Source organism: Gottschalkiaceae bacterium SANA (assembly GCA_036323355.1).
GTDB lineage: Bacteria > Bacillota > Clostridia > Tissierellales > GPF-1 > GPF-1.
Genome location: AP028876.1, coordinates 3274918 through 3295402, shown reverse-complemented (window position 1 = coordinate 3295402; position 20485 = coordinate 3274918). Strand labels below are relative to the sequence as shown.

Genomic DNA, 20485 nt, shown 5'->3' with positions numbered 1-20485 from the left:
GACCCGAAATAGAGCGGATGGTCATGCGGTTGCATAAGCGGTTGCTCGCAAGCGCTTGACCCGAGTTGGAAAAACAATAGTGACTAATATAAGTCGAGAGTATATAGACTAGTGCCCGATGGATCAATTTCTAAAGAATCGGTGTGCTGTGATATAATAGAAGGAGAATTTTGGAAATGAGAAAAGGAGAAATTTGCGTGAAAAAAATAAAATTGAACCATCGATTGATTCAAGTTTATTTCCTGGCCGTAATCATGCCTTTTCTTGTTTTTTTTGGCATGTTGGGAATTTTTTCTCAGTCTGCCATGGGACAATTAGAAAAGGAAGTAAGCCAATTTTATAAAAGTGCTGAGACGATGAGACAATCCTTTCAAGAGTTGATTATTCTTGATTTGGACGGTTTGATTGCAGGAGAGACGGACACATTTATGGAACAATCCAAAGAGTTGGTCAATCTTCGTCTAAACGATATGATGCTTAAGGTTGGCGATGTTCAATACTTCTATCAGTTTTCTAAAGTGCCGCTTAGGGTGCATAGTATGGGACTCACGGGTTCTTTTGCCTTAACGGACGGAACGCCTGTGCAGTATTCCATTAATTTCGCATCTGTCGTGCAACGTGACATGATTGATAAAGCCCGCTCCGTTAGTCTTAGAACTGGGATGACGGCCTTGTTGGCGTATTTTGCTTTAAATCTATTTTTCTTTTACAAAATTGCCAAGATGATACGGGGTTCTTTCAATGAAATGAAGGGAGCCGCACATAAAATTCAGACGGGGAACCTAGATTTTGACTTTCCAGAATCGAATGTGGATGAAATTGATGAGATGTATCAATCTTTTGACGAGATGCGTTTGCAGCTAAAGGAATCTCAAGAAGTTCAGATGCAATATGAGCAAAATCGCAAAGAATTGATTGCCAATATCTCTCATGACTTGAAGACTCCTTTGACTTCGATTAACGGATATGTACAAGGGATCCTAGATGGTGTTGCGGATACAGAAGAAAAGCAGGAGCGATATCTGCATGTAATTGCAGGCAACGCCAAAGAGATGGAGCATCTGATCGAAGATCTATTCTTGATTTCAAAGCTAGATATCGATCAATTACCGATGCGAACGGATCCCATTGACATGGTGCCGTATCTACAGGACTGTGTTCTGGATTGGCAATTTATCTTGCAGCGGGAGAAAATGTCCATTTCTTTAGAAACAGAACTCAGTCATGCTCATATAATTGGTGACCGAGAACAGTTGAAAAGAGTTATTAATAATATTGTGAACAATAGTGTCAAGCATTTGCAAGCGAGTGGCAGCATTAAGATTGAACTCAAAAAAGAAGATGGTGGCTTTGTCGTTGGCATTCGAGATACGGGTGTTGGAATTGCACAGGATAAACTGGGACATATCTTTGATAAATTTTATCGCACCGACGCAGAACGCAATCGAAAAATTGCAGGAAGTGGATTAGGGTTGGCGATATCAAAAGAGATTATTCAACGAATGGGCGGTATTATTTGGGCGGATAGCCAATTAGGAAAAGGCACAACAATTTCCTTCTATTTGCCAGAGCAGGGGGAAAAGCAATGAAACGAATTTTAATTATAGAAGACGATAAGAGCATTGCGGAGTTGGAACGGGACTACCTAGAGATCAATGGTTTTGCTGTGGAGATAGCCTCAGACGGAACCAAAGGTCTCGACAAGGTGAATCGCAAGGAATACGACCTGGTTCTCTTGGATTTGATGCTTCCCGGTGTTGATGGGTATACCCTATGTAAGAAGATTAGAGAAACCAAGGAGATTCCGGTAATCATGGTGACGGCAAAAACGGCTGACATCGATAAGATCCGCGGATTGGGTCTGGGTGCGGATGATTATATGACGAAACCATTTAGTCCGCAGGAATTGGTGGCTCGAGTAAAGTCTCATATTGCACGCTATGAACGCCTGACCAAGGTAAAACCATTGGAAGATGGTGGTATAAAAATTGGAGAACTTTCCATCAATGATCGCTCGCGTGAGGTTATACTTGGTGGAGAGATGATTTCTTTGACTGCGAAAGAATTTGATTTGCTCTTTTTCTTGGCGTCAAATCCGGGTATTGTATTCTCAAAGGAGCGTCTTTTTGAACGGCTATGGGATGCGGCAGCTTTGGGAGAGATCGCAACGGTGGCGGTACATATCGGCCGCATCCGAGAAAAAATTGAAAAAGATCCATCTAAGTTGCAATTTATAGAGACTGTTTGGGGTGTTGGCTATCGATTTAGAAAGAAATAAGAATAAATTCATAGTTCGTTAATACTCCCTTTTCAACTTTTTTATAATTTCGAGATAGTATGTAAGAATCAAATTAAAATATCAAAAAGAGAAAATAATGAGGAGGAAAATATGAAACGATTGGTATTCTTTCTATCCGCAGTAGTGGTAGTTGCAGGTACGGCAACATCTCAGGGCGTTGGGTATGGATTGGAAATGGATTTTACGATAGAGCAGGCAGTAACGGCTGCTGTTGAAAAAGATCATCGCCCGCAAATCTGGGAATTGCGAATCGAAGATTCGTTGGAAGATTATAAAGAGGCTTTGGAAGATTCGGAAGATGCAATTGAACGGACTTATGCCAACGATGAAAGATGGAGTATGAGCTCTATTCAAAATAAGAAGGAGATCTATCTGATTCCTTTAATGAATTGGTATGGATTGACCGATTATGAAACCTCTGCATTGGTTCAAGAAGACCAGACAAAAGCTGATGCCGCTGATGCGTGGATGAATCTTTATGTTGCGCAAAAGAGCCATGAGCAGGCAAGTCGGGAATTTGAATTGGCTAAGCTTGAGTTGGAAGCCTTGCAAGTCAGGGAAAAGGCCGGTGCAGTCATTACCTCACAAGTCAACGCACAAGCATTGGCGGTTCTTCAACAGGAATTGACTGTGCAGCAATCGGTGCAAAATGTTGAATTAGCGGCCAAGAAACTGGCGTATTGGACGGGACTAGAAGTAGATGCGGACTCTGAAATGGGCATGCCTAAAATGACGAGAAGTATTTATGCGATCCCTCAAGTCGAAAACTATGTGAATGATAACCTCTTGGTAACAGATGCTGTTTGGAAGTCTCTATATAGCTATGAAACCACGGTTTTGAATATCCAAGCCATTGAAGACGGCTTCCGTGGTCCGAACTTTGAAAAGAATCAACCCGATTCTTATCAGACCTTTGTAATTGATCAAATGGAAGGTGCTTTCGCTTTGGAAGAAGCCTTGGTGAATGGCGAGCAAGCTTTATTGGCCGAATTGAATGACTTGGAAAATAAGTCGCTTATGGCGATTAATCAAAAAACGAATCGTGAGAATCGCGAGAAGGAATGGGCAGCAGCCGAGATTCGATATCAGGCGGGGGCTATTAGTTCACTGGAATATGAAACGGCAAGGTTGAATTTGGATAAGGCAGAGCTTGCGGAAGTTGAAGCTGTTTATGCGTGGAATAAAGCTGTTGCAAGCAACAAACGCCAGCAGTCAATCTATGCAAAACGTATGGAAAGCATGGATGAAACATGGATGAGTGAGATGAAGACACAAGTTGCAACTTGGGCTTATGATCCGGATGCGGTACATGCCGATACTGACGAAGCATATATCGATTGGATTCTTACCAAAAACGGCATTTCTCCATCAATTCTAGACGAAGTCGAGTAACTTATAGAATGTACGCTTCGTAAATAGGACGAAGTCGAGTAACTTATAGAATGTACGCTTCGTAAATAGGACGAAGGCGAGTAACTTATAGAATGTACGCTTCATCATAATCAGATGAAGTCGGGATCTTATAGAATAGACGCTACATGATAGGACGAAGCCGAGAATTTATAGAGTATAAACTTCATGAGTCAAGGATGAAGATTAATTCACAAATCGTTTAAAGGTCATTTTTAATTTCTTCATAAAGGTGGCGTATAATACGAGTATCATCTGTTGGAGGAGGTCTATATGGACGGGAAAAAGGAACGAGAAAATGACGGGATAATTCCAGAAGACAGAGAACATGATGAAAGAACAATAAACTTTTTTGGTATTGAAACAGAAGATACTGAAGAGAGTAAAGATCATATTGAAACAATAGAAGTTGAGAATGGGGATGAAGTTCTTGCGGAACTCGATGAGAACCTTGAGGAATTGGACGAAAGCATTGACCAGGCTAATGAGACCATAGATCAACCGATTCGTGAAGAAGGAGTTTCATGGGAGGAAGCGGAGTCAAAAAAACCGAGGCGAAAAGGTCTTCGGGGCATCGCTTTGTTTCTGGTCTTTGTCTTGGTCTTTTCAACGGGGTATGGTTTGGGCTCTGGCATTGCGGGACTTCGTGCATCGCAAAATCAGATTCCTTATGAGGTGCCGACTACTGTGTCTGAAGCGAACACTTCGGTCGTAGTCAATCGGGAGCCCAATCTCATCGTTGATCTTGTGGATCGTGTCGGTCCATCGATCGTCGCAATTCAAACAGAGGTTGTGGGTACAGATGTTTTTGGCAATGCCCAATTGGGTCAGAGTGCAGGTTCGGGGGTTGTCTTTGATCGTCGAAATGATGAACTGTTGCTTTTAACCAATCAACATGTGATTGACGGAGCACGCGCCATACAAGTGACCTTTGAAGATGGCGTGACCGTAGTTGCGGAACTTTTAGGAGCTGATTCGGAAACGGATCTGGCAGTATTAAAGTTAAGCCGAGACGATTTTGATAACCCGGCAAACTTTGATCGGGTTCAATCTGTACCCTTTGGAGATTCTTCTAAGGTACGGACGGGTGAGGTTGCGATTGCGATTGGCAATCCACTCGGGCTAGGCAATTCTGTCACCCAAGGGATTATTAGTTCCGAGCAGCGAGAGATCTCAACCAATGGACGTCAATCGGTGTCTTTGATTCAGACAGATGCGGCGATCAACCCGGGGAATAGCGGCGGTGCATTGCTCAACGACCGCGGGGAATTGATCGGTATCAATACCATCAAAATAGCTGATGAGAAGGTTGAGGGAATTGGATTCGCGATTCCAATCAATCATGCCATTCCAATTCTGGAACAATTGGTGGAAACTGGCGAGGTTGCCAGACCCTATATTGGTATTATTGGCGAAGCATTGGGCGCCGAACGTGCGCGTTCGTGGGGTGTGCCTGAAGGGGTATTGCTGATTCGTGTTTTGATGGGAACCCCAGCAAGAGAAGCGGGATTAAAGGCAGGCGATATCATTACTGAATTCGATGGAAATCGAATTACAACCATGGAAGCTTTGCTTGGTCAACTATATTTTAAAAAGGTCGGCGAATCCATCGTAGTTAAAGGATATCGCGATGATGTAGAATTTAGCGTTACACTAGAATTAGCCCAACGGGCAGATGAATAAGCATCTGTTTCATGATAAATCTCCCTTAGAGTAGGCCGCGGTACTCCCGCGGTCTTCTCGTGTTTATATAGGGAGTATGATATAATTAAACGAATTCAAAAACGGGGTGAGAACATGACGGAAAACAATACCGAAAGCGTGAATGAAGACGTGACGGATAAGGCGACAGAAGATGTGACGGAGGAAATAGCGGAAAAGGTGGAAAATGAACATACCATAACCGTGGAATACGATGGTAAAGAGATCATTTTGATCGGGACGGCACATGTGTCCAAAGAGAGCGCTGAGGAAGTTGCTGAAATAATCGCGCGGGAGCAGCCGGACACCGTATGTATCGAGCTGGATGAGGGTCGATACAATTCGATTCGGAATCCTGAAAAATATCAAAATACAGATGTGATTCAAATCATACGAAAGAAGAAAGTGCTGTCGATGATGGCGAACTTGGTATTGGCTTCTTTTCAAAAGAAGATGGCTGATCAATTGGGAATTAAACCGGGAGCCGAGATGATGCAAGGGATCAAGTCTGCCCAGGAAATTGGCGCGGACCTTGTTCTAGCGGATCGAGATATTCAAATCACCTTGAATCGCGTATGGCGGAATGTTGGATTTACAGGAAAGATCAAGTTGATGATGCAATTGGTTTTAAGTGTTTTTGACGATGAAGATATCACGGAAGAGGATCTGTCTGCAATGAAAGAGTTGGATGCCTTGGACAAGATGATGGATGAATTGGCAGAAATGTTCCCAGCCTTGAAACGAACCTTGATTGATGAACGAGATATGTATTTGGCCGAAAAGATCCGTACAGCTCCAGGCCAGAAGGTTATAGCGGTTCTGGGTGCGGGACATCTTCCCGGTGTGAGTCGAGAGATTGAAAAAGACCATGATTTGAAAGCATTAGAAGTGATTCCGGAAAAAAAAGCGGGCTCAAAGATTTTGCCATGGTTGATCCCAGCGGCGATTTTGGGATTAATTCTTTATGGGTTTACGCGTGGACAGGCAACGGGATGGGAACAGGTGCGTACCTGGATTTTATGGAATGGAACCTTCTCGGCACTGGGAACCTTGCTTGCTTTTGGACATCCACTCGCCATTTTAACGGCTTTTTTGGTTGCACCCATCAGCTCCTTGAATCCATTCTTGGCAGCTGGCTGGTTTGCAGGATTGGTGGAAGCCAAGATGAGGCGACCGAGTGTATCTGATTTTCATAGTCTGGCGGAAGATGCCACATCGGTTCGCGGTTTTTGGCGCAATAAGGTGACGCGGGTCCTGCTGGTCGTCATGTTTGCCAATATTGGCAGCACGATTGGAACCCTGGTTGGCGGTATGGATATTTTCAAAAATTTATTTTAGCATGAACAAACCTCCGAGGGGTATGAATAATCATACCGAAGGAGGTTTTTTTATGGAAAAGAAATATGTAATTATCGGAACGGGCGCAGCTGGATATGCGGCTGCGAAAGCAATCCGAGAGATGGATAAAGAAGGAAGTCTTTTATTGATTGGAAAAGAGCCCTACGCACCCTACCATCGGCCCCGCCTCTCTCATTTTATTGGGGAAAAGGTCGAGATTGATAAATTATTGATTGAGTCGGTGGACCAATACAAGGCAAAAAAGATTGAATTGAAAGTAGGCTGCACGGTCAAGCAAATCGATCGGCAGAATCAAAAGGTTCTTCTTGATGATGGAAGCGAGGTGATCTACAATCGCTTGCTGATCGCAACGGGAGCCAAGCCTTTTATTCCACCTTTTGAAGGAGCATGGTCTGATCAAATGGCATCAATTCGAAGTTTTCAGAACTTGAAGGACTTGAACCAAGGATTAAAAGCCGAAGAAGAGGCCGCGGTAATCGGTGGAGGATTGTTGGGGCTCGAAGCGGCATGGTCTCTTAAAAAAGCAGGTGTTCATGTTCGTGTGATCGAGTTTTTTGATTCTCTGTTGCCTCGGCAATTGGATCCAGAAATGGGGAAAATATATCAAGAGATCTTGGAGGCCAAGGGTCTTGCCTTCTCTTTGTCTAATTCTCTGGTCAAAGCGGATACGAATGACGGGAAAGTACACATGCTTATGAAGCGTGGTGAGACTTTAATGGTTGATCATCTGATCTTTTCAGTGGGTGTGCGTGCGGATACAAGTCTAGCTAAGGGTGCCGGTTTGGAAGTGAATCGAGGCATTGTGGTAAATGACCGATTGGAAACCAGTGATTCTATAGTTTTCGCTGCTGGAGATGCAGTGGAGTTAAATGGGCAAGGATTTGGACTATGGACTCAGGCAACGGCTCAGGGAAGAATTGCCGGTGCGAATATGGCAGGTGGCAAGGAACGCTACGAATCGGAAGCCCCTTTTACCCTATTGAATATTGCGGGAATTCGTGTATTTTCCGTAGGTGATGTACAGGACTATGATAAGACGGTGGATGCCTTTTATGCGGAAAAGGGTCGTTGGAAGCGATTGTATGTTAAAGGAGAACGCCTTGTGGGTGGCGTCTTGATTGGTGATGTTTCACAGATGCAGCGATTAAAAAAATTGGTTCAAAAAAGTTCTTTTGTGGACGTAAGTCGAGGAATTGAAGAACTTTTGGTGTAGGAGCAGGTTATGGACAAGACCTTGATTCATTTGCTCGAAAAGGTAGAAAAAAAATATGACTTAGGGATGCGAGAAGAATGGGTGCCGGAAGCAGTACATGCTTATCGAGTGGCGATTCGTAAGACGCGTAGCTATTTGAAATTTTGGCATTCTGATTCCAAGGGAACCGATAAGCAGGTAAAAAACAGATTGGTATTTTTGCAACGCCAAACGGCATTGGTCCGGGAGTGGGATGTGTTTATTGAAATATTCGGAGAGGCGATCGATGAAAAATCAGTTGAAAAGGGTCGGTTCTCGCGATTGCTTATGATCGATGGTTTCAAATATGCGGCAGGTTTTTGGGATGAAATTGATCAACTGGCTTTAAGAATGAATGGTGAAGCCGACAATCAAAGAGAGGAGAAGTTGCGTAAGCAAATTTTTTGTGAAAGCGAAGCGGAGTATGTAGATTGGCACCGGTTGAGAATCCGGATTAAGGGTTACCGGTATACCTTGGAGCAAAAAGCGGTAGCTGATAAAGAAATCCTTGTTCTTTTAAAGGAATGGCAGGATCTGTTGGGATTGATACAGGATGGATTGACCAATCGAAAGTGGTTTGACTGGTTGGAAGAAAAGGATGCCATGGTGCGCCATGCCAATGAAGATGTGTTGCAAGAGAATTTACGGAAGGCAAAAAGCAGGCTTCCTGACTTTATTGAAAAGTTACAAAGGAAGCACCCATAATGATGTGATGCCTCCAAAGTAGAGGGTAATTGATTTGATTACCTAAACGACTTTGGAGGCATTTTTTTGAATGGAATAAGAGAGAGCTGGATCTGAAAGAAAGGAGAGGAATTGATCTGCCAATACCGGATTGAAAGTAGAACCGGATTCATCTCGAATGATTCTAAGCGCTTCTCTATGATCGAGTGCTTTTCGATAGGGACGGTTGGTGGTTAGGGCGTCATAAACATCGGCTAAGGCGAGGATTTGAGCACCCAAGGGGATTGTATTTCTAGAAAGCCCATCGGGGTATCCCTTGCCGTCCCAATGTTCATGGTGATGACGAACCAAAGGCACTGCAGCGCTAAAAAATTCGCTACGGGATAGTATCTCAGCACCCTTGGAAGGGTGATCCTTGATTTTTTTAAATTCGCTGGCATTCAGTTTTCCCGGTTTATTTAATACATTTGTTGGAATCCCGAGTTTTCCAATATCGTGCAAGCGTGCAGCGACGGCCAAGGTATCTTGATCTTGGTAGCCGATGGCCAATCCGAATTTTGTGACGATTGCTTCCACGCGTTGAGAATGTCCGTTGGTGTAGGTATCATTGGTTCCGATTGCCGCATTTAATAATTGAATCATCTCAAAATGAGATTGTTTGACTTGAGAGTCCTTTTCCTTTAGTTGACGGAAGAGGGATTGAACGGAGCCGTAAAGGAGATTGGCTTCAGCCACTTCAGAATTGGGTAAGACTGGTGGTTGACCCAAGCCAATATCTTCTAGAGCTATTCTGGTATTCTCAAGAAAGGGATTGATTCGTTTAATTTCATGCTTAAACATAAGGTAGAGTACAATTGATCCAATGATAAAGAAAAAAGCTGGAATTGCAATACTCTGCATGACATAAGCTGGAAGATTCAAGTGTGTAGTAATGGTTAGCTTGGCGTCGATGTCAGGGAATGGAAAGGTGAAGCTTTTTTGATTCCAAGTTGTTGGTTGACCAGAATCAAGGGTGATGCTTTCGACCGAAAGGGGTAAAAAACGAGTCAAGTTCTTTAAGAAGGCTTGGTCTATTTTTTCTCCAACCGCAATGGAAGTGCCATTGGCAGAATAGGTCGAAAATAGATAATAGGATTCACTGATCTTTTTAATTGAACCTTGCTTGATGGTAAAGATTTGATTTTCAAAATCGGCTTGAGAAACTGTATTGCTGTAAAAATTAATTTCATCATTGTTGCTTACGTAAAAAAGATCAATGGAAGATTCGTTGGCATTGATCATATTTTTAGCAAATTGTTTTGTATTGCGATCCATGGGATAAGCGTTCATCAATTGATCATTTTCAAAGAATTGGTACACCAGCATCCGATTGTGTTCAGCTTGTTGTGTTAAGTGGGCATCGATTGTTTGGCTGATCATGGTTTGAGCTTGTTCTTGATACAGCTTAACTTGATATGCGATACTCGCAGCCGCTGTGCAGACGAATAGTAAAGTTAACGCGATGGCATACTTGCTGAAGTTACTCTTAAAATGTTGAAAAAGCGAGGACTCTCCCATACTCATCTCCTTAAATGGATTTCTCTGTCATTTTATCAAAAAAGAGCATGGAAAAGTATAAAGGGATTCTTAACTTTTTGTAAAGTAAAAAGATCCCCCTACATTCATGGAATGTAGGGGGGGCTTTAAAATGCGCTTAAATCCAATTGCTTGAAATTATTTAAAAATTCGATTAAGGCATCAGCGGTTTGACTGACTCCGCCAGATTCGTTGGATTCGATATTTACCGGCATGACGGGATCATGAAGAGACAAGCGGACTAAAAACCATCCTGTTTTCCCATTTTCCTCAAAGGCGATACGTACGCCTTCGTAATTGTCGGGAACCAAGGACCAGGTTTTCTTTCCTTTGGCAAACCCTTCTAGATCTTCGATTACATCTTGCCCGTAAGTTTTAAAGTCTTCTGCGTTGATCTTAATGCGGTACTCTTTTGATTCTTTGGGAATTTTTAATGTCTCGATGGCTTGAGCTAGATCCTTGCCTTCTTTTGCTCGCTCAGCCATTTCTATTAAAAGTTTGACGACCAAATAAGCGCCATCATCGAGGAAATGATTTTCCTTTAAAGCAGCGTGTCCACTGGTTTCAATGGCTAAGGGACAATCTTGACCAATTGCGTTCAATCGAATGGCTTCGTTGATCACATTTTTATAGCCTCGTTTGAAGCGGTGATGGTGACCGCCGTTGGCATAAATGAATTCAGCAAGACCGTCGGATGTAACGGAGTCGGTTACGAGGGTAGCTCCAGGCGTTTCCTTTAAACAAATACTGCCAATTAAAGCGATCAGGCGGTTGCGATTGATGCTTCTGCCATCACTGGAAACAACAGCAGCCCGATCCACATCGGTATCGAAAATGATACCAAGATCGGCATTGTTTTCCTTTACGCAATCTTCAATTGCCTTCATTGCAGCTTCATCTTCTGGATTGGGTACGTGGTTGGGGAACATGCCGTCAGGATCTAAAAATTGGCTTCCTCTTGTATCGGCACCCAATGGAGCCAATACTTTTTCTGCAAAAAATCCGCCAGCGCCATTACCTGCATCGAGTACGATGTGTTTTCCGAGTAAAGGCTGGGTTTCTCCGGTACGTTCTTGAATAATAGATACGAGGGATGCTGAATAAAGATCCATTAGATTGCTTGTTTCTTCACTGCCCTCTTGTGACTCCAGTTTTATGGTTTCTGCTTTTTCCAAGATCCATTGGATATCCGCTTTTTCCAAGCCTCCTTTTGGAGAGAAAAACTTGAGTCCATTCCGATTATAGGGGAGATGAGATGCCGTTATCATGATAGCACCATCTGCTTGAATCTCTGGATATACAGTTGACATAAACATGGCTGGCGTGCTCGCTAGCCCACAATTCAACACGCGGCACCCTTCTGTTCGTAGACCTTGTACGGTGCCTGTAACAAGATCTGGGCCTGAAATTCGGCTGTCTCGTCCAATGGCGATTGTTAGTGGTTTTTCTTCGTTGGCATTTTGTTTCAGCCAGCGCGCGAAAGCGGCGCCGATTTGTTGTCCATGTGCGGGTGTAATGGAAATAGGTTCACCTTCTACACCGGCAATAGCAACGCCTCGAATATCCGTTCCATTTTGTAAATGCATAAATTCGCTCATATGCACACCTCCTTAACAGGAATATTATATCACTCAAATGTAAATAAGCAATGAATTTGGGAAGAACAGAAAAGATAGGATATTTTAGGGAATTTGATAAATAAATAACGACTTGTGTTTTCCTTGCAAATGTTTTCTTAGAGAAAATATTTTTCTGTCCTACAAAAAACAGAGTAAATGGGAGATATATCGAGTAAAATGGAGTATGGGTGGCATGATCTTTATTTATTAAAAAAATAGGAAGTGTAATTACAGGAAAAACCATATAACTAAAGGATTTGCATTTGATGGGAAGGCTAACAAAAACATATTCTTATACAGTTGTTATTAGTGAGGTGGAAATTATGAATGTTTTTCTTCGGTTAGGCTTGTTATTGGTTATTGGATTTTTTGGCGGAAAATTAATGAAACGGATTAAGTTGCCGACAGTAACGGGATACATATTAATTGGATTATTATTAGGTAGGTCCGGGGTTGATCTTTTAACGCCAGGATTTATTGAACAAATGGGATTTATCAGTTCGGTTGCTCTTGTCTTTATTGCCTTTAGTATCGGAAGCGAATTTCGTATGCAGGAAATTCGAGAGTTAGGCAAATCGATAGTTGTGATTGCCTTTTGCGAAGCCATGGTTACTTTTATTTTGGTAACGGGATTTATGCGGTTGTTTGTTGATTGGCCGACGGCGTTGATCTTGGGAGCTGTTTCATCGGCAACCGCACCGGCAGCCACCATGATGGTCTTGCGACAATACCGGTCGCGCGGTCCATTAACTTCAACACTCTTAGGGGTTGTTGCGGTGGACGATGCGATTTGTTTGATGATCTTTGCCGTTGCATCTTCAGTAGCCAAGGTATTTGTTGCTCATGATGTATTAACTTTCAGCCGATTGGTCGTGAATCCCTTGGTTGAAATTGTCAGCTCAATTGGTCTTGGTATTGTTTTGGGCGGTGGATTAATTTTGGTGGCTCGACGAGTGAGTAATGATGCGGAATTGTTAACGGTTGTTGTGGCTGCCTCTCTCATGATTACAGGAGCGGCGGAACAATTGGGTTTGTCGGAATTGCTTTGTGCCATGGCTGCTGGTGTGACGGTGACTAATGGAATGGCTGTTGTACCGGCTAGACGGTTATTTACTGTAGCGGAACAATTTACACCGCCTCTGATCACGGCGTTTTTTGTTATTGCCGGGTCGAGGTTGGACCTTGCGATGATTCCACAGATCGGTTTGATTGGTTTGGTTTATTTGGTCGTAAGAATGATTGGAAAAATCAGTGGAGCCTCTTTGGGTGGTGCTTTATCAAAATCACCCTTGGTTGTTCGAAAATATCTGGGATTCGGTCTTCTGTCTCAGGTTGGTGTTGCGGTGGGACTTGCGATTATTGTGAGTGAAATGTTTGCGGGCACGCAGATTGGTTCTTTGGTGCTGACAATCTTATTGGCAACAACCATTGTAACGGAGGTTGTTGGACCCATTATGACAAGGTATGCGATTTTTAGCGCTGGTGAAGCAGAAAAGGAGAAAGTTCATGGAAATGTGCAACGAGAAGCGCATGCTTCTACTCATTCTTAGATCGCCAATGGTTTTTCAAACCATTGTTGATATTTTATCGGAATTACACATTGAATCGATTGCTTTGCCGGGCTACCAAGTGGTTGGCCCGGAAGAAGAACAAAAATTGGAAATTCCAATGGTTGGCGGATTTTTACGGCTGCTGGAAAAAGATTCTCCAGACTCCAAGGTTGTTTTGACCCTTATGAAAGAGGATGCCATGCAGGCATTCGAAAAGCGTTGTGAGGAGATTTATGGAAATCTTGAGGAGAATAAAGAGTTTACAGCTTTGGTTCTTCCGGTTATTAAAACATTGGGAAGTCAACTGAAAGCTGTCGTTTAGTTGTGGCCTTGAAAGCACTGTGAAAAAAGTACAATTCGATAAGACACAGTGGGCCGAACTTGCTGTTGAAGTATTGAAATGTGTGGCTGCCGAAAGGCGGCTTTTTACGTTGTTTGACTTCTTTTCATCAAGGTGATAGCATGAAACAAAAGCCAGCCTATTTCGCATGGATCCATTGCGGAGAAAACCCAAACAGAGGTGAAGAATGAATCGAACCATATTGGAAAGAAAAAGTTTAAAAGACTTAAAAGAAATAGCCAAGTCGATGGAGTTAAAAGGGTATTCGCGTGCGGATAAAGCATCTGTCATTGATTTGATTATGGGCGATGTTGCAGAGCAGGAAAAGATAGAAAACAAAGAACGCCATTATTCGGCCCTACCGGAGCGATTGAAGGATGAAGTGGGAGACAAGCCTCAGGATTTGATTGAAGGTGTGTTAGAGGTTTTGGCAGAAGGATATGGATTTTTACGAACACGAAATTATCTGCCTAGTGATGGTGATGTATATATTGCACCGCCTCAGATTCGTCGATTTCGTTTGAAGACCGGTGACAAGGTTAAGGGAATTGTGCGTCCGCCCAAGGCAGGAGAAAAATTCAAGGCCCTCCTTTTTATACGGGAAGTAAACGGCATGAATCCGGAGCGGGCGGTTAGGCGACCTCAATTTGAAAATTTGACGCCGGTATTCCCTGATGAACGCATGCATTTGGAAGATGACTCAAAAGAGATATCCACTCGGGTCATTGATTTGTTTGCGCCTATTGGAAAGGGACAGCGGGGACTCATTGTCGCTTCACCGAAAACGGGTAAGACAGTTTTATTGAAGCAGATTGCCAATAGCATTGAAAAACATCATCCTGAATCGGAGATTATCATTCTTTTGATTGACGAACGTCCAGAAGAGGTAACCGATATGAAACGATCTGTTGGTGCTGATGTGGTATCTTCTACCTTTGATGAAATGCCGAGCCACCATACCAAGGTAGCAGAGATTGTCTTGGAACGATGCAAGCGGCTTGTGGAGCAAGGGAAAGACGTGGTGGTGCTTATGGACAGCATTACTCGATTGGCTCGTGCTTACAACCTGACAATACCCTCATCGGGGCGTACCTTGTCGGGGGGCTTGGATCCAGCGGCATTACATTTACCAAAGCGTTTTTTTGGAGCGGCGCGGAATATTGAAGATGGTGGAAGTTTGACCATTCTGGCGACAGCATTAATTGATACTGGAAGCAGAATGGATGACGTGATCTTTGAAGAATTCAAGGGAACGGGCAATATGGAAATTCATTTAAATCGAAATTTGTCGGAGAGAAGAATTTTTCCTTCCTTTGATATTTATAAATCTGGTACACGGAGAGAAGATCTTCTCTTGAACAAGGAAGAAATGGCTTGTATGTGGCGAATTCATCGTGCCTTCCAGACCTCGCAGACCATGGAGGTTACGGAAATGATTCTTGAAGGAATGAGGGTTACCAAGAACAATCGAGAATTCATTGATTTGATGAACAAGAGATTTTCGAAATAATGATTGAAAAGGCTATTTTTCTGTGATATACTGTAGCAGTTGAAAAGTGAGTTTTTTCTGGACTACTTTTTTAGAAAGAGGTGAAGAATTATGAAAAAAGGAATACATCCAGATTACCATAGAGTAACTGTTCACTGCGCATGCGGGAATGAGTTCGAAACGGGATCTACGAACGAGAAGCTTCGCGTTGAAGTTTGTTCTGCTTGTCATCCATTCTATACGGGCACTCAAAAACGTGCAGAAAAAGGTGGACGTGTGGAGAAATTCAAGAAGCGTTACGGCATGGAATCAAAATAGGCCAAAAGCTGAAGGGGTCAGGATGGGCGAAGCGCGTCATGCCCCCTTTTTTGTTTGCCAATTTTTAACAAATACTATGTGGTAGGTGAGTATAAATGAAGATTCAAAACGCTCTCATTTGGGGAACGGAACAATTACAGCAGTCTTTATCACCGCGTCTTGACGCGGAAATTTTACTAGCCTTCCTATTAAGAATATCGAGGGTCTATTTGATGACCCATCACCAACGGGAATTGACTGACGTGGAAATGGATAAATTTCGGGAAGTAATTGCCAAACGTAAGACCGGTTATCCCATCGCTTATATCACCGGGGTTAAGGAATTCTATGGTCGTGATTTTTCGGTGCAGGAAGAGATCTTGATTCCCCGCCCGGAAACCGAGCATTTGATTGAAATTATAGTGGAATGGGCAAAGACCCATCCCGTGGAGACGATTATAGATATTGGTGCGGGAAGTGGCGCCATTGGCATCACCTTGGGGTTAGAGCTTGAAGAGACCCGGGTATTTGCAACAGATATTAGTAAGATGGCTGTATACATGGCCACTGAAAATGCAAAAAACCATCATTTGATGCGATATTTGGTCTTGTTGGGGAATCTTGACGAGCCGTTGATTCCCTTGGAATTGCAAGAGAAAGTGGATGTATTGGTTTCGAATCCTCCTTATATTCCAAAACAGGAGATTGATGATTTGATGTCGGATGTACGAGACTTTGAACCTCACCTTGCTTTAGATGGTGGAGAAGATGGTTTGGATTTCTATCGAGCATTGGTGAAAATTTCGAAGGGCTATTTGAGGTCCGGCGGGCTTTTGGCCTTTGAAATTGGTGCGGACCAGGGTCAAGCCGTGGCGGATTTGTTGCTGAAGGCGGGTTACCAATCCGTTGCCATTCATCCTGATTTGGCTGGGTTGGATCGTGTCGTCTCGGGAGAAAAGGCACAGGAGCCTTAACGGATAGATTGTCGACCTATTACCTGGTTAATCGAAAGGATTGAGGATATGATAGAAAAACTAGATTTTCTTGTGAAAAAACATCAAGAATTAGTTATGAAAATTGCCGATCCAGCTGTGATCGCGGACAATAAAGTTTGGCAAAAATTAATGCGTGAACATTCGGAATTGGAGCCAATCGTAGAAAAGTATCAAGAATATAAGAGCTTAAAAGAGTCATTGGACGAGAATAAGGAAATGCTGACAGATAAAAGTCTGGAAGATGATTTTCGCGAAATGGTTAAAGAGGAAATCAAGGATATTGAGGAGCAACTGCCAAACTTGGAGCAGGAAATTCGAACCATGTTGATTCCAAAAGACCCCAACGATGATAAGAATGTTATTGTTGAGGTTCGTGCAGGCGCTGGTGGAGACGAGGCAGGACTCTTTGCGGGAGATTTATTTAGAATGTACACCCGATATGCGGAGAGAAATCGTTGGAAAATTGAATTAATGAGTGTCAGCGACAATGGAGTTGGTGGTTATAAAGAGGTTATTTTCCTGATCAAGGGCAAGGGCGTTTACTCGCGGATGAAGTACGAGTCAGGCACCCACCGGGTGCAGCGAGTACCTGCAACGGAAAGTGCGGGACGAATTCACACCTCAATCGCTACAGTGGCTGTATTGCCGGAAGTGGATGATGTGGAAGTGAATATTCAGGCTAATGAAGTTCGATGTGATGTGTACCGTTCTAGCGGCAACGGAGGACAATCGGTCAACACAACTGATTCAGCTGTACGTTTGACCCATATTCCGACAGGGATTGTGGTTGCCATGCAAGATGAAAAATCACAGTTGAAAAATAAAGCCAAGGCGATGCGAATTTTGAAGGCGCGGATCTACGAGAAGCAATTGGAAGAACAGAACAAAGAGATTGCCCAGCAACGCCGTTTGCAGGTAGGTACCGGAGATCGAAGTGCCAAGATTCGTACCTATAACTTCCCGCAGGGGCGTGTTAGTGATCATCGAATTACGATGACTATCCATAAGCTCGAGGCTTTCTTGGATGGGGATATTAATGAAATTTTAGATGCTTTGATCACGTCTGATAACGCAGAAAAATTAAAACAAATTAACCGATAATGACAGTTGACCGGTTTGCCGATTCACGACAACTAGCCGATTGCCGATTACGACTTAACTGGTAACACGCAGAATAAGGAGATGACGGGATTGGGAGAGTATCAATTTCTAATGGATTTAGTGATCATTATATTGGTTGCAAATTTAGGCGGATATATAGCGAATCGCTTGAACCAGCCTTCTGTTTTAGGACAAATTGTGGGTGGTTTGATTGCCGGACCCACCTTTTTAGGTCTGGTTCATGACTCGATTTTTATTACAGAGATGTCTGAGATTGGGGTCATTCTCTTGATGTTTATCGCAGGACTTGAGACTGATGTTGATGAGCTGAAGTCTTCTGGAAAGGCTTCAACCATGATTGCGCTTGGCGGTGTAATCGTTCCCTTTATTTTGGGTGGAGCAGCCTTGTATTTCTTGCGGCCGGGGCTTGATAATTTAGAGTATATTTATTATGGAATTATCCTTACGGCGACATCCGTCAGTATTACCGTGCAAACCCTTCGGGATATGCGCTGTTTGAAATGCCGAGCGGGTGTGAGTATTTTGGGTGCGGCGATCATCGATGATGTGATTGGTATTATTCTTGTAACGGTTGTCACGGGGATGATCAGTCCGACAGGTGGGGCTAGCGTGCTTTGGGTAATTATGAAGATTATCGGATTTTTCCTGATTGCCATAGGAATTGGAGTTGTTTTCTATAAGCTTTTGAATAAAAGAGCTGAATTTTTTAATCGACAACGCAGATTGCTGCAGGCTGCCTTGATCTATTGTTTTCTGTCTGCAATTTTTGCAGAGGAAATGGGTGTTGCGGCGATTATTGGTGCTTATTTCACCGGTGTTGTTTTTTCGACCACGCATTTTCGAAACCAAGTATCTCATGAAGTGCAGCGGGTCGCTTATGCCTTGTTTACGCCAATCTTTTTTGTCCATATTGGTATTGCAGTGGATATGCCGCCTTTTACCTGGAGTCTTGTCATCTTGAGTCTAAGTTTGACAGCAGTTGCCTTGATCGGCAAGTTGATCGGTTCTGGTTTTGGTGCAAAGCTTTCGAAGTTTAGCAACCAAGAGGCCCTTCAAATTGGTCTTGGGATGATGCCTCGAGCAGAGGTCGCATTGATTGTTGCTAACCTTGGTCTGGAGATGGGTATTATTGGTCAGGAAATTTTTACGAGTGTAATCGTGATGGTTCTTTTGTCAACAATCGTAACACCAATAGCCTTGAAAGGTGCTTTTCATATTGGAAAGACAAGAGGAGTCGTGGAAAGTTGAAAACGATATTATTTCAAATAGAAGAAAATCAGCAAGAATATAAATGGATGAAGGAGGCGGCAAAGTTGATCCGAAATGGATCGCTTGTCGCTTTTCCTACAGAAACGGTTTATGGCTTGGGGGCGAATGCCCTGGATCCTGTGGCAATTTCAAAAATCTATCAAGCGAAAGGGCGTCCTTCAGACAATCCTCTGATTGTACATGTGGCGAATCTTTCTATGGTAGAAGAATTAGTGACGGAAGTTCCATTCTTAGCCAGAAAGGCGATGAAGCGATTTTGGCCGGGCCCATTGACCCTGGTGATGCCCAGGTCAACAAAGGTACCGGACTGCGTAACGGCAGGGCTAGACACGGTGGCGATTCGCATGCCGGCCCATCCGGTGGCTCTTTCCTTGATTGACGCAGCAGGTGTGCCCATTGCAGCGCCGTCTGCTAATCGCTCTGGGCGTCCAAGCCCCACAAGGGGTCAGCATGTGGTGGAGGACTTGGATGGGTTAATTGCGGGAATTATTATAGGACCTGAGTCGCAATTTGGGGTAGAGTCAACGGTTTTAGATGTAACCGGACAAGTCCCTGAAATTTTGCGTCCCGGGGGAGTCACTCGAGAAATGCTCTTGGAAATCTATTCAGAGGTGCGGGTAGATCCGGCTTTAGAAAGTGTGGATGCCAAGCAGATACCCAAATCTCCTGGACAAAAATATCGTCATTATGCCCCAAGGGCGAAGATGACGGTGATGCAAGGGAGCCTTTCCTTTAAGAAGGAATGTGCACTTGCTGCCTTGACAGAGAATTCTGGAAAAGGGGTGGTGTTGGCTTCGGATGAATTAGCGAAGTTATTGCCCGATCAGGACGTATGGAATTTAGGTTCTTATGATTGTCCAGAGATTGCCGCAAATCGGTTGTTTGACTTGCTTAGAATGTGTGATGCGCGCAATATCCAATGGATACTTGCGGAAGGATATGAAGAAGAGGGGCTGGGTGCGGCATTGATGAATCGAATGCGAAAAGCAGCCGGGGGTCAAGTGATCAAGGAGGAAGAAAGATGAAATTAGCAATTGGTAGTGATCATGGTGGATATGAGTTAAAAGAATTTATGATGAGTAAGCTTGTGGAAACTGGGCATGAAGTTGTGGATTACGGCACCTTCAACGGAGAATCTGTGGATTATCCAGACGTCGGAAAAAAAGTTGCCCAGGCAGTTATGGAAGAAGACTTTCAATACGGATTTGTTTTCTGTGGAACAGGTATTGGGATTTCTTTGGCTGCCAACAAAGTGGCGGGCATTCGATGCGCCTTGGTCAGTGAAGAGTTTTCAGCACGTATGAGCCGTGCCCATAACAATGCAAATATGTTGGCCATGGGTGGTCGGACTGTGGGACCTGAATTGGCATGGTCCATTATGCAGGCATTTCTGGAAACGGAATTTGAAGGGGGACGCCACGCACGTCGCGTTGATAAAATCGAAGGATAAAAAAAGGAATCACCGCTCAATCGGTGATTCCTTTTTTATATAAGGACGTTGAATGAACATTCGCTCATCCAGCATTTTAATTATATCATAAGTGT

At 43.5% G+C, this 20485-nt stretch carries 18 protein-coding genes; 16 read left to right on the top strand and 2 right to left on the bottom strand.

Features of this window, described 5'->3' with window-relative positions:
- The first annotated feature begins 197 nt into the window (after positions 1-197).
- The 7 genes from AC25CA_RS15905 to AC25CA_RS15875 all read left to right on the top strand — a co-directional run bounded on the left by AC25CA_RS15905 (position 198) and on the right by AC25CA_RS15875 (position 8705).
- Positions 198-1589, top strand: a complete 1392-nt coding sequence (locus AC25CA_RS15905) for a sensor histidine kinase (protein ID WP_486814827.1) — start codon at positions 198-200, stop codon at positions 1587-1589.
- Positions 1586-2278, top strand: coding sequence for a response regulator transcription factor (locus AC25CA_RS15900; protein WP_486814826.1), 693 nt, complete (start codon positions 1586-1588; stop codon positions 2276-2278). The genes AC25CA_RS15905 and AC25CA_RS15900 overlap by 4 nt, the downstream gene beginning before the upstream one ends.
- 111 nt (positions 2279-2389) lie before the next feature.
- Positions 2390-3691 (top strand): TolC family protein, encoded by a 1302-nt coding sequence (locus tag AC25CA_RS15895; RefSeq protein WP_486814825.1) that lies wholly within the window; start codon positions 2390-2392, stop codon positions 3689-3691.
- Between the two features lie 291 nt (positions 3692-3982).
- A complete protein-coding gene (locus AC25CA_RS15890; RefSeq protein WP_486814824.1) occupies positions 3983-5392 on the top strand; it encodes a S1C family serine protease in 1410 nt (469 codons plus the stop codon).
- Positions 5393-5506: 114 nt separating this feature from the next.
- The gene (locus AC25CA_RS15885; RefSeq protein ID WP_486814823.1) at positions 5507-6748 is read left to right on the top strand and encodes a TraB/GumN family protein; all 1242 of its coding nucleotides are present in this window, start codon (positions 5507-5509) and stop codon (positions 6746-6748) included.
- A gap of 52 nt (positions 6749-6800) precedes the next feature.
- Positions 6801-7982: an NAD(P)/FAD-dependent oxidoreductase gene (locus AC25CA_RS15880; RefSeq protein ID WP_486814822.1), complete on the top strand. Its 1182-nt coding sequence runs from the start codon at positions 6801-6803 to the stop codon at positions 7980-7982.
- Positions 7983-7991: 9 nt separating this feature from the next.
- Positions 7992-8705: a CHAD domain-containing protein gene (locus AC25CA_RS15875; RefSeq protein ID WP_486814821.1), complete on the top strand. Its 714-nt coding sequence runs from the start codon at positions 7992-7994 to the stop codon at positions 8703-8705.
- Positions 8706-8747: 42 nt separating this feature from the next.
- Here the strand turns inward: AC25CA_RS15875 and AC25CA_RS15870 are convergent, their stop codons facing one another.
- A complete protein-coding gene (locus tag AC25CA_RS15870; RefSeq protein WP_486814820.1) occupies positions 8748-10241 on the bottom strand; it encodes an HD-GYP domain-containing protein in 1494 nt (497 codons plus the stop codon).
- A gap of 125 nt (positions 10242-10366) precedes the next feature.
- Positions 10367-11857, bottom strand: a complete 1491-nt coding sequence (locus AC25CA_RS15865) for a phosphohexomutase domain-containing protein (RefSeq protein WP_486814819.1) — start codon at positions 11855-11857, stop codon at positions 10367-10369.
- A 344-nt stretch (positions 11858-12201) separates the two neighbouring features.
- Between AC25CA_RS15865 and AC25CA_RS15860 the strand changes: the two genes are divergently transcribed.
- The 9 genes from AC25CA_RS15860 to rpiB all read left to right on the top strand — a co-directional run bounded on the left by AC25CA_RS15860 (position 12202) and on the right by rpiB (position 20390).
- Positions 12202-13428: a cation:proton antiporter gene (locus AC25CA_RS15860; RefSeq protein WP_486814818.1), complete on the top strand. Its 1227-nt coding sequence runs from the start codon at positions 12202-12204 to the stop codon at positions 13426-13428.
- A complete protein-coding gene (locus tag AC25CA_RS15855; RefSeq protein ID WP_486814817.1) occupies positions 13385-13750 on the top strand; it encodes a hypothetical protein in 366 nt (121 codons plus the stop codon). Before AC25CA_RS15860 ends, AC25CA_RS15855 begins: the two co-directional genes overlap by 44 nt.
- 205 nt (positions 13751-13955) lie before the next feature.
- Complete coding sequence (gene rho / locus AC25CA_RS15850; protein ID WP_486814816.1) at positions 13956-15278, top strand: transcription termination factor Rho; 1323 nt, start codon at positions 13956-13958, stop codon at positions 15276-15278.
- Positions 15279-15368: 90 nt separating this feature from the next.
- A complete protein-coding gene (gene rpmE, locus AC25CA_RS15845) occupies positions 15369-15575 on the top strand; it encodes a 50S ribosomal protein L31 (RefSeq protein ID WP_486814815.1) in 207 nt (68 codons plus the stop codon).
- Positions 15576-15670: 95 nt separating this feature from the next.
- Positions 15671-16528: a peptide chain release factor N(5)-glutamine methyltransferase gene (prmC, locus tag AC25CA_RS15840; protein WP_486814814.1), complete on the top strand. Its 858-nt coding sequence runs from the start codon at positions 15671-15673 to the stop codon at positions 16526-16528.
- Positions 16529-16576: 48 nt separating this feature from the next.
- Entirely contained in the window at positions 16577-17650 is a 1074-nt protein-coding gene (gene prfA / locus AC25CA_RS15835; protein WP_486814813.1) for a peptide chain release factor 1, read from the top strand.
- Positions 17651-17740: 90 nt separating this feature from the next.
- The gene (locus tag AC25CA_RS15830; RefSeq protein ID WP_486814812.1) at positions 17741-18919 is read left to right on the top strand and encodes a cation:proton antiporter; all 1179 of its coding nucleotides are present in this window, start codon (positions 17741-17743) and stop codon (positions 18917-18919) included.
- The gene (locus tag AC25CA_RS15825; RefSeq protein ID WP_486814811.1) at positions 18916-19965 is read left to right on the top strand and encodes an L-threonylcarbamoyladenylate synthase; all 1050 of its coding nucleotides are present in this window, start codon (positions 18916-18918) and stop codon (positions 19963-19965) included. Before AC25CA_RS15830 ends, AC25CA_RS15825 begins: the two co-directional genes overlap by 4 nt.
- Positions 19962-20390, top strand: coding sequence for a ribose 5-phosphate isomerase B (gene rpiB / locus AC25CA_RS15820; RefSeq protein WP_486814810.1), 429 nt, complete (start codon positions 19962-19964; stop codon positions 20388-20390). Before AC25CA_RS15825 ends, rpiB begins: the two co-directional genes overlap by 4 nt.
- Positions 20391-20485: the final 95 nt, after the last annotated feature.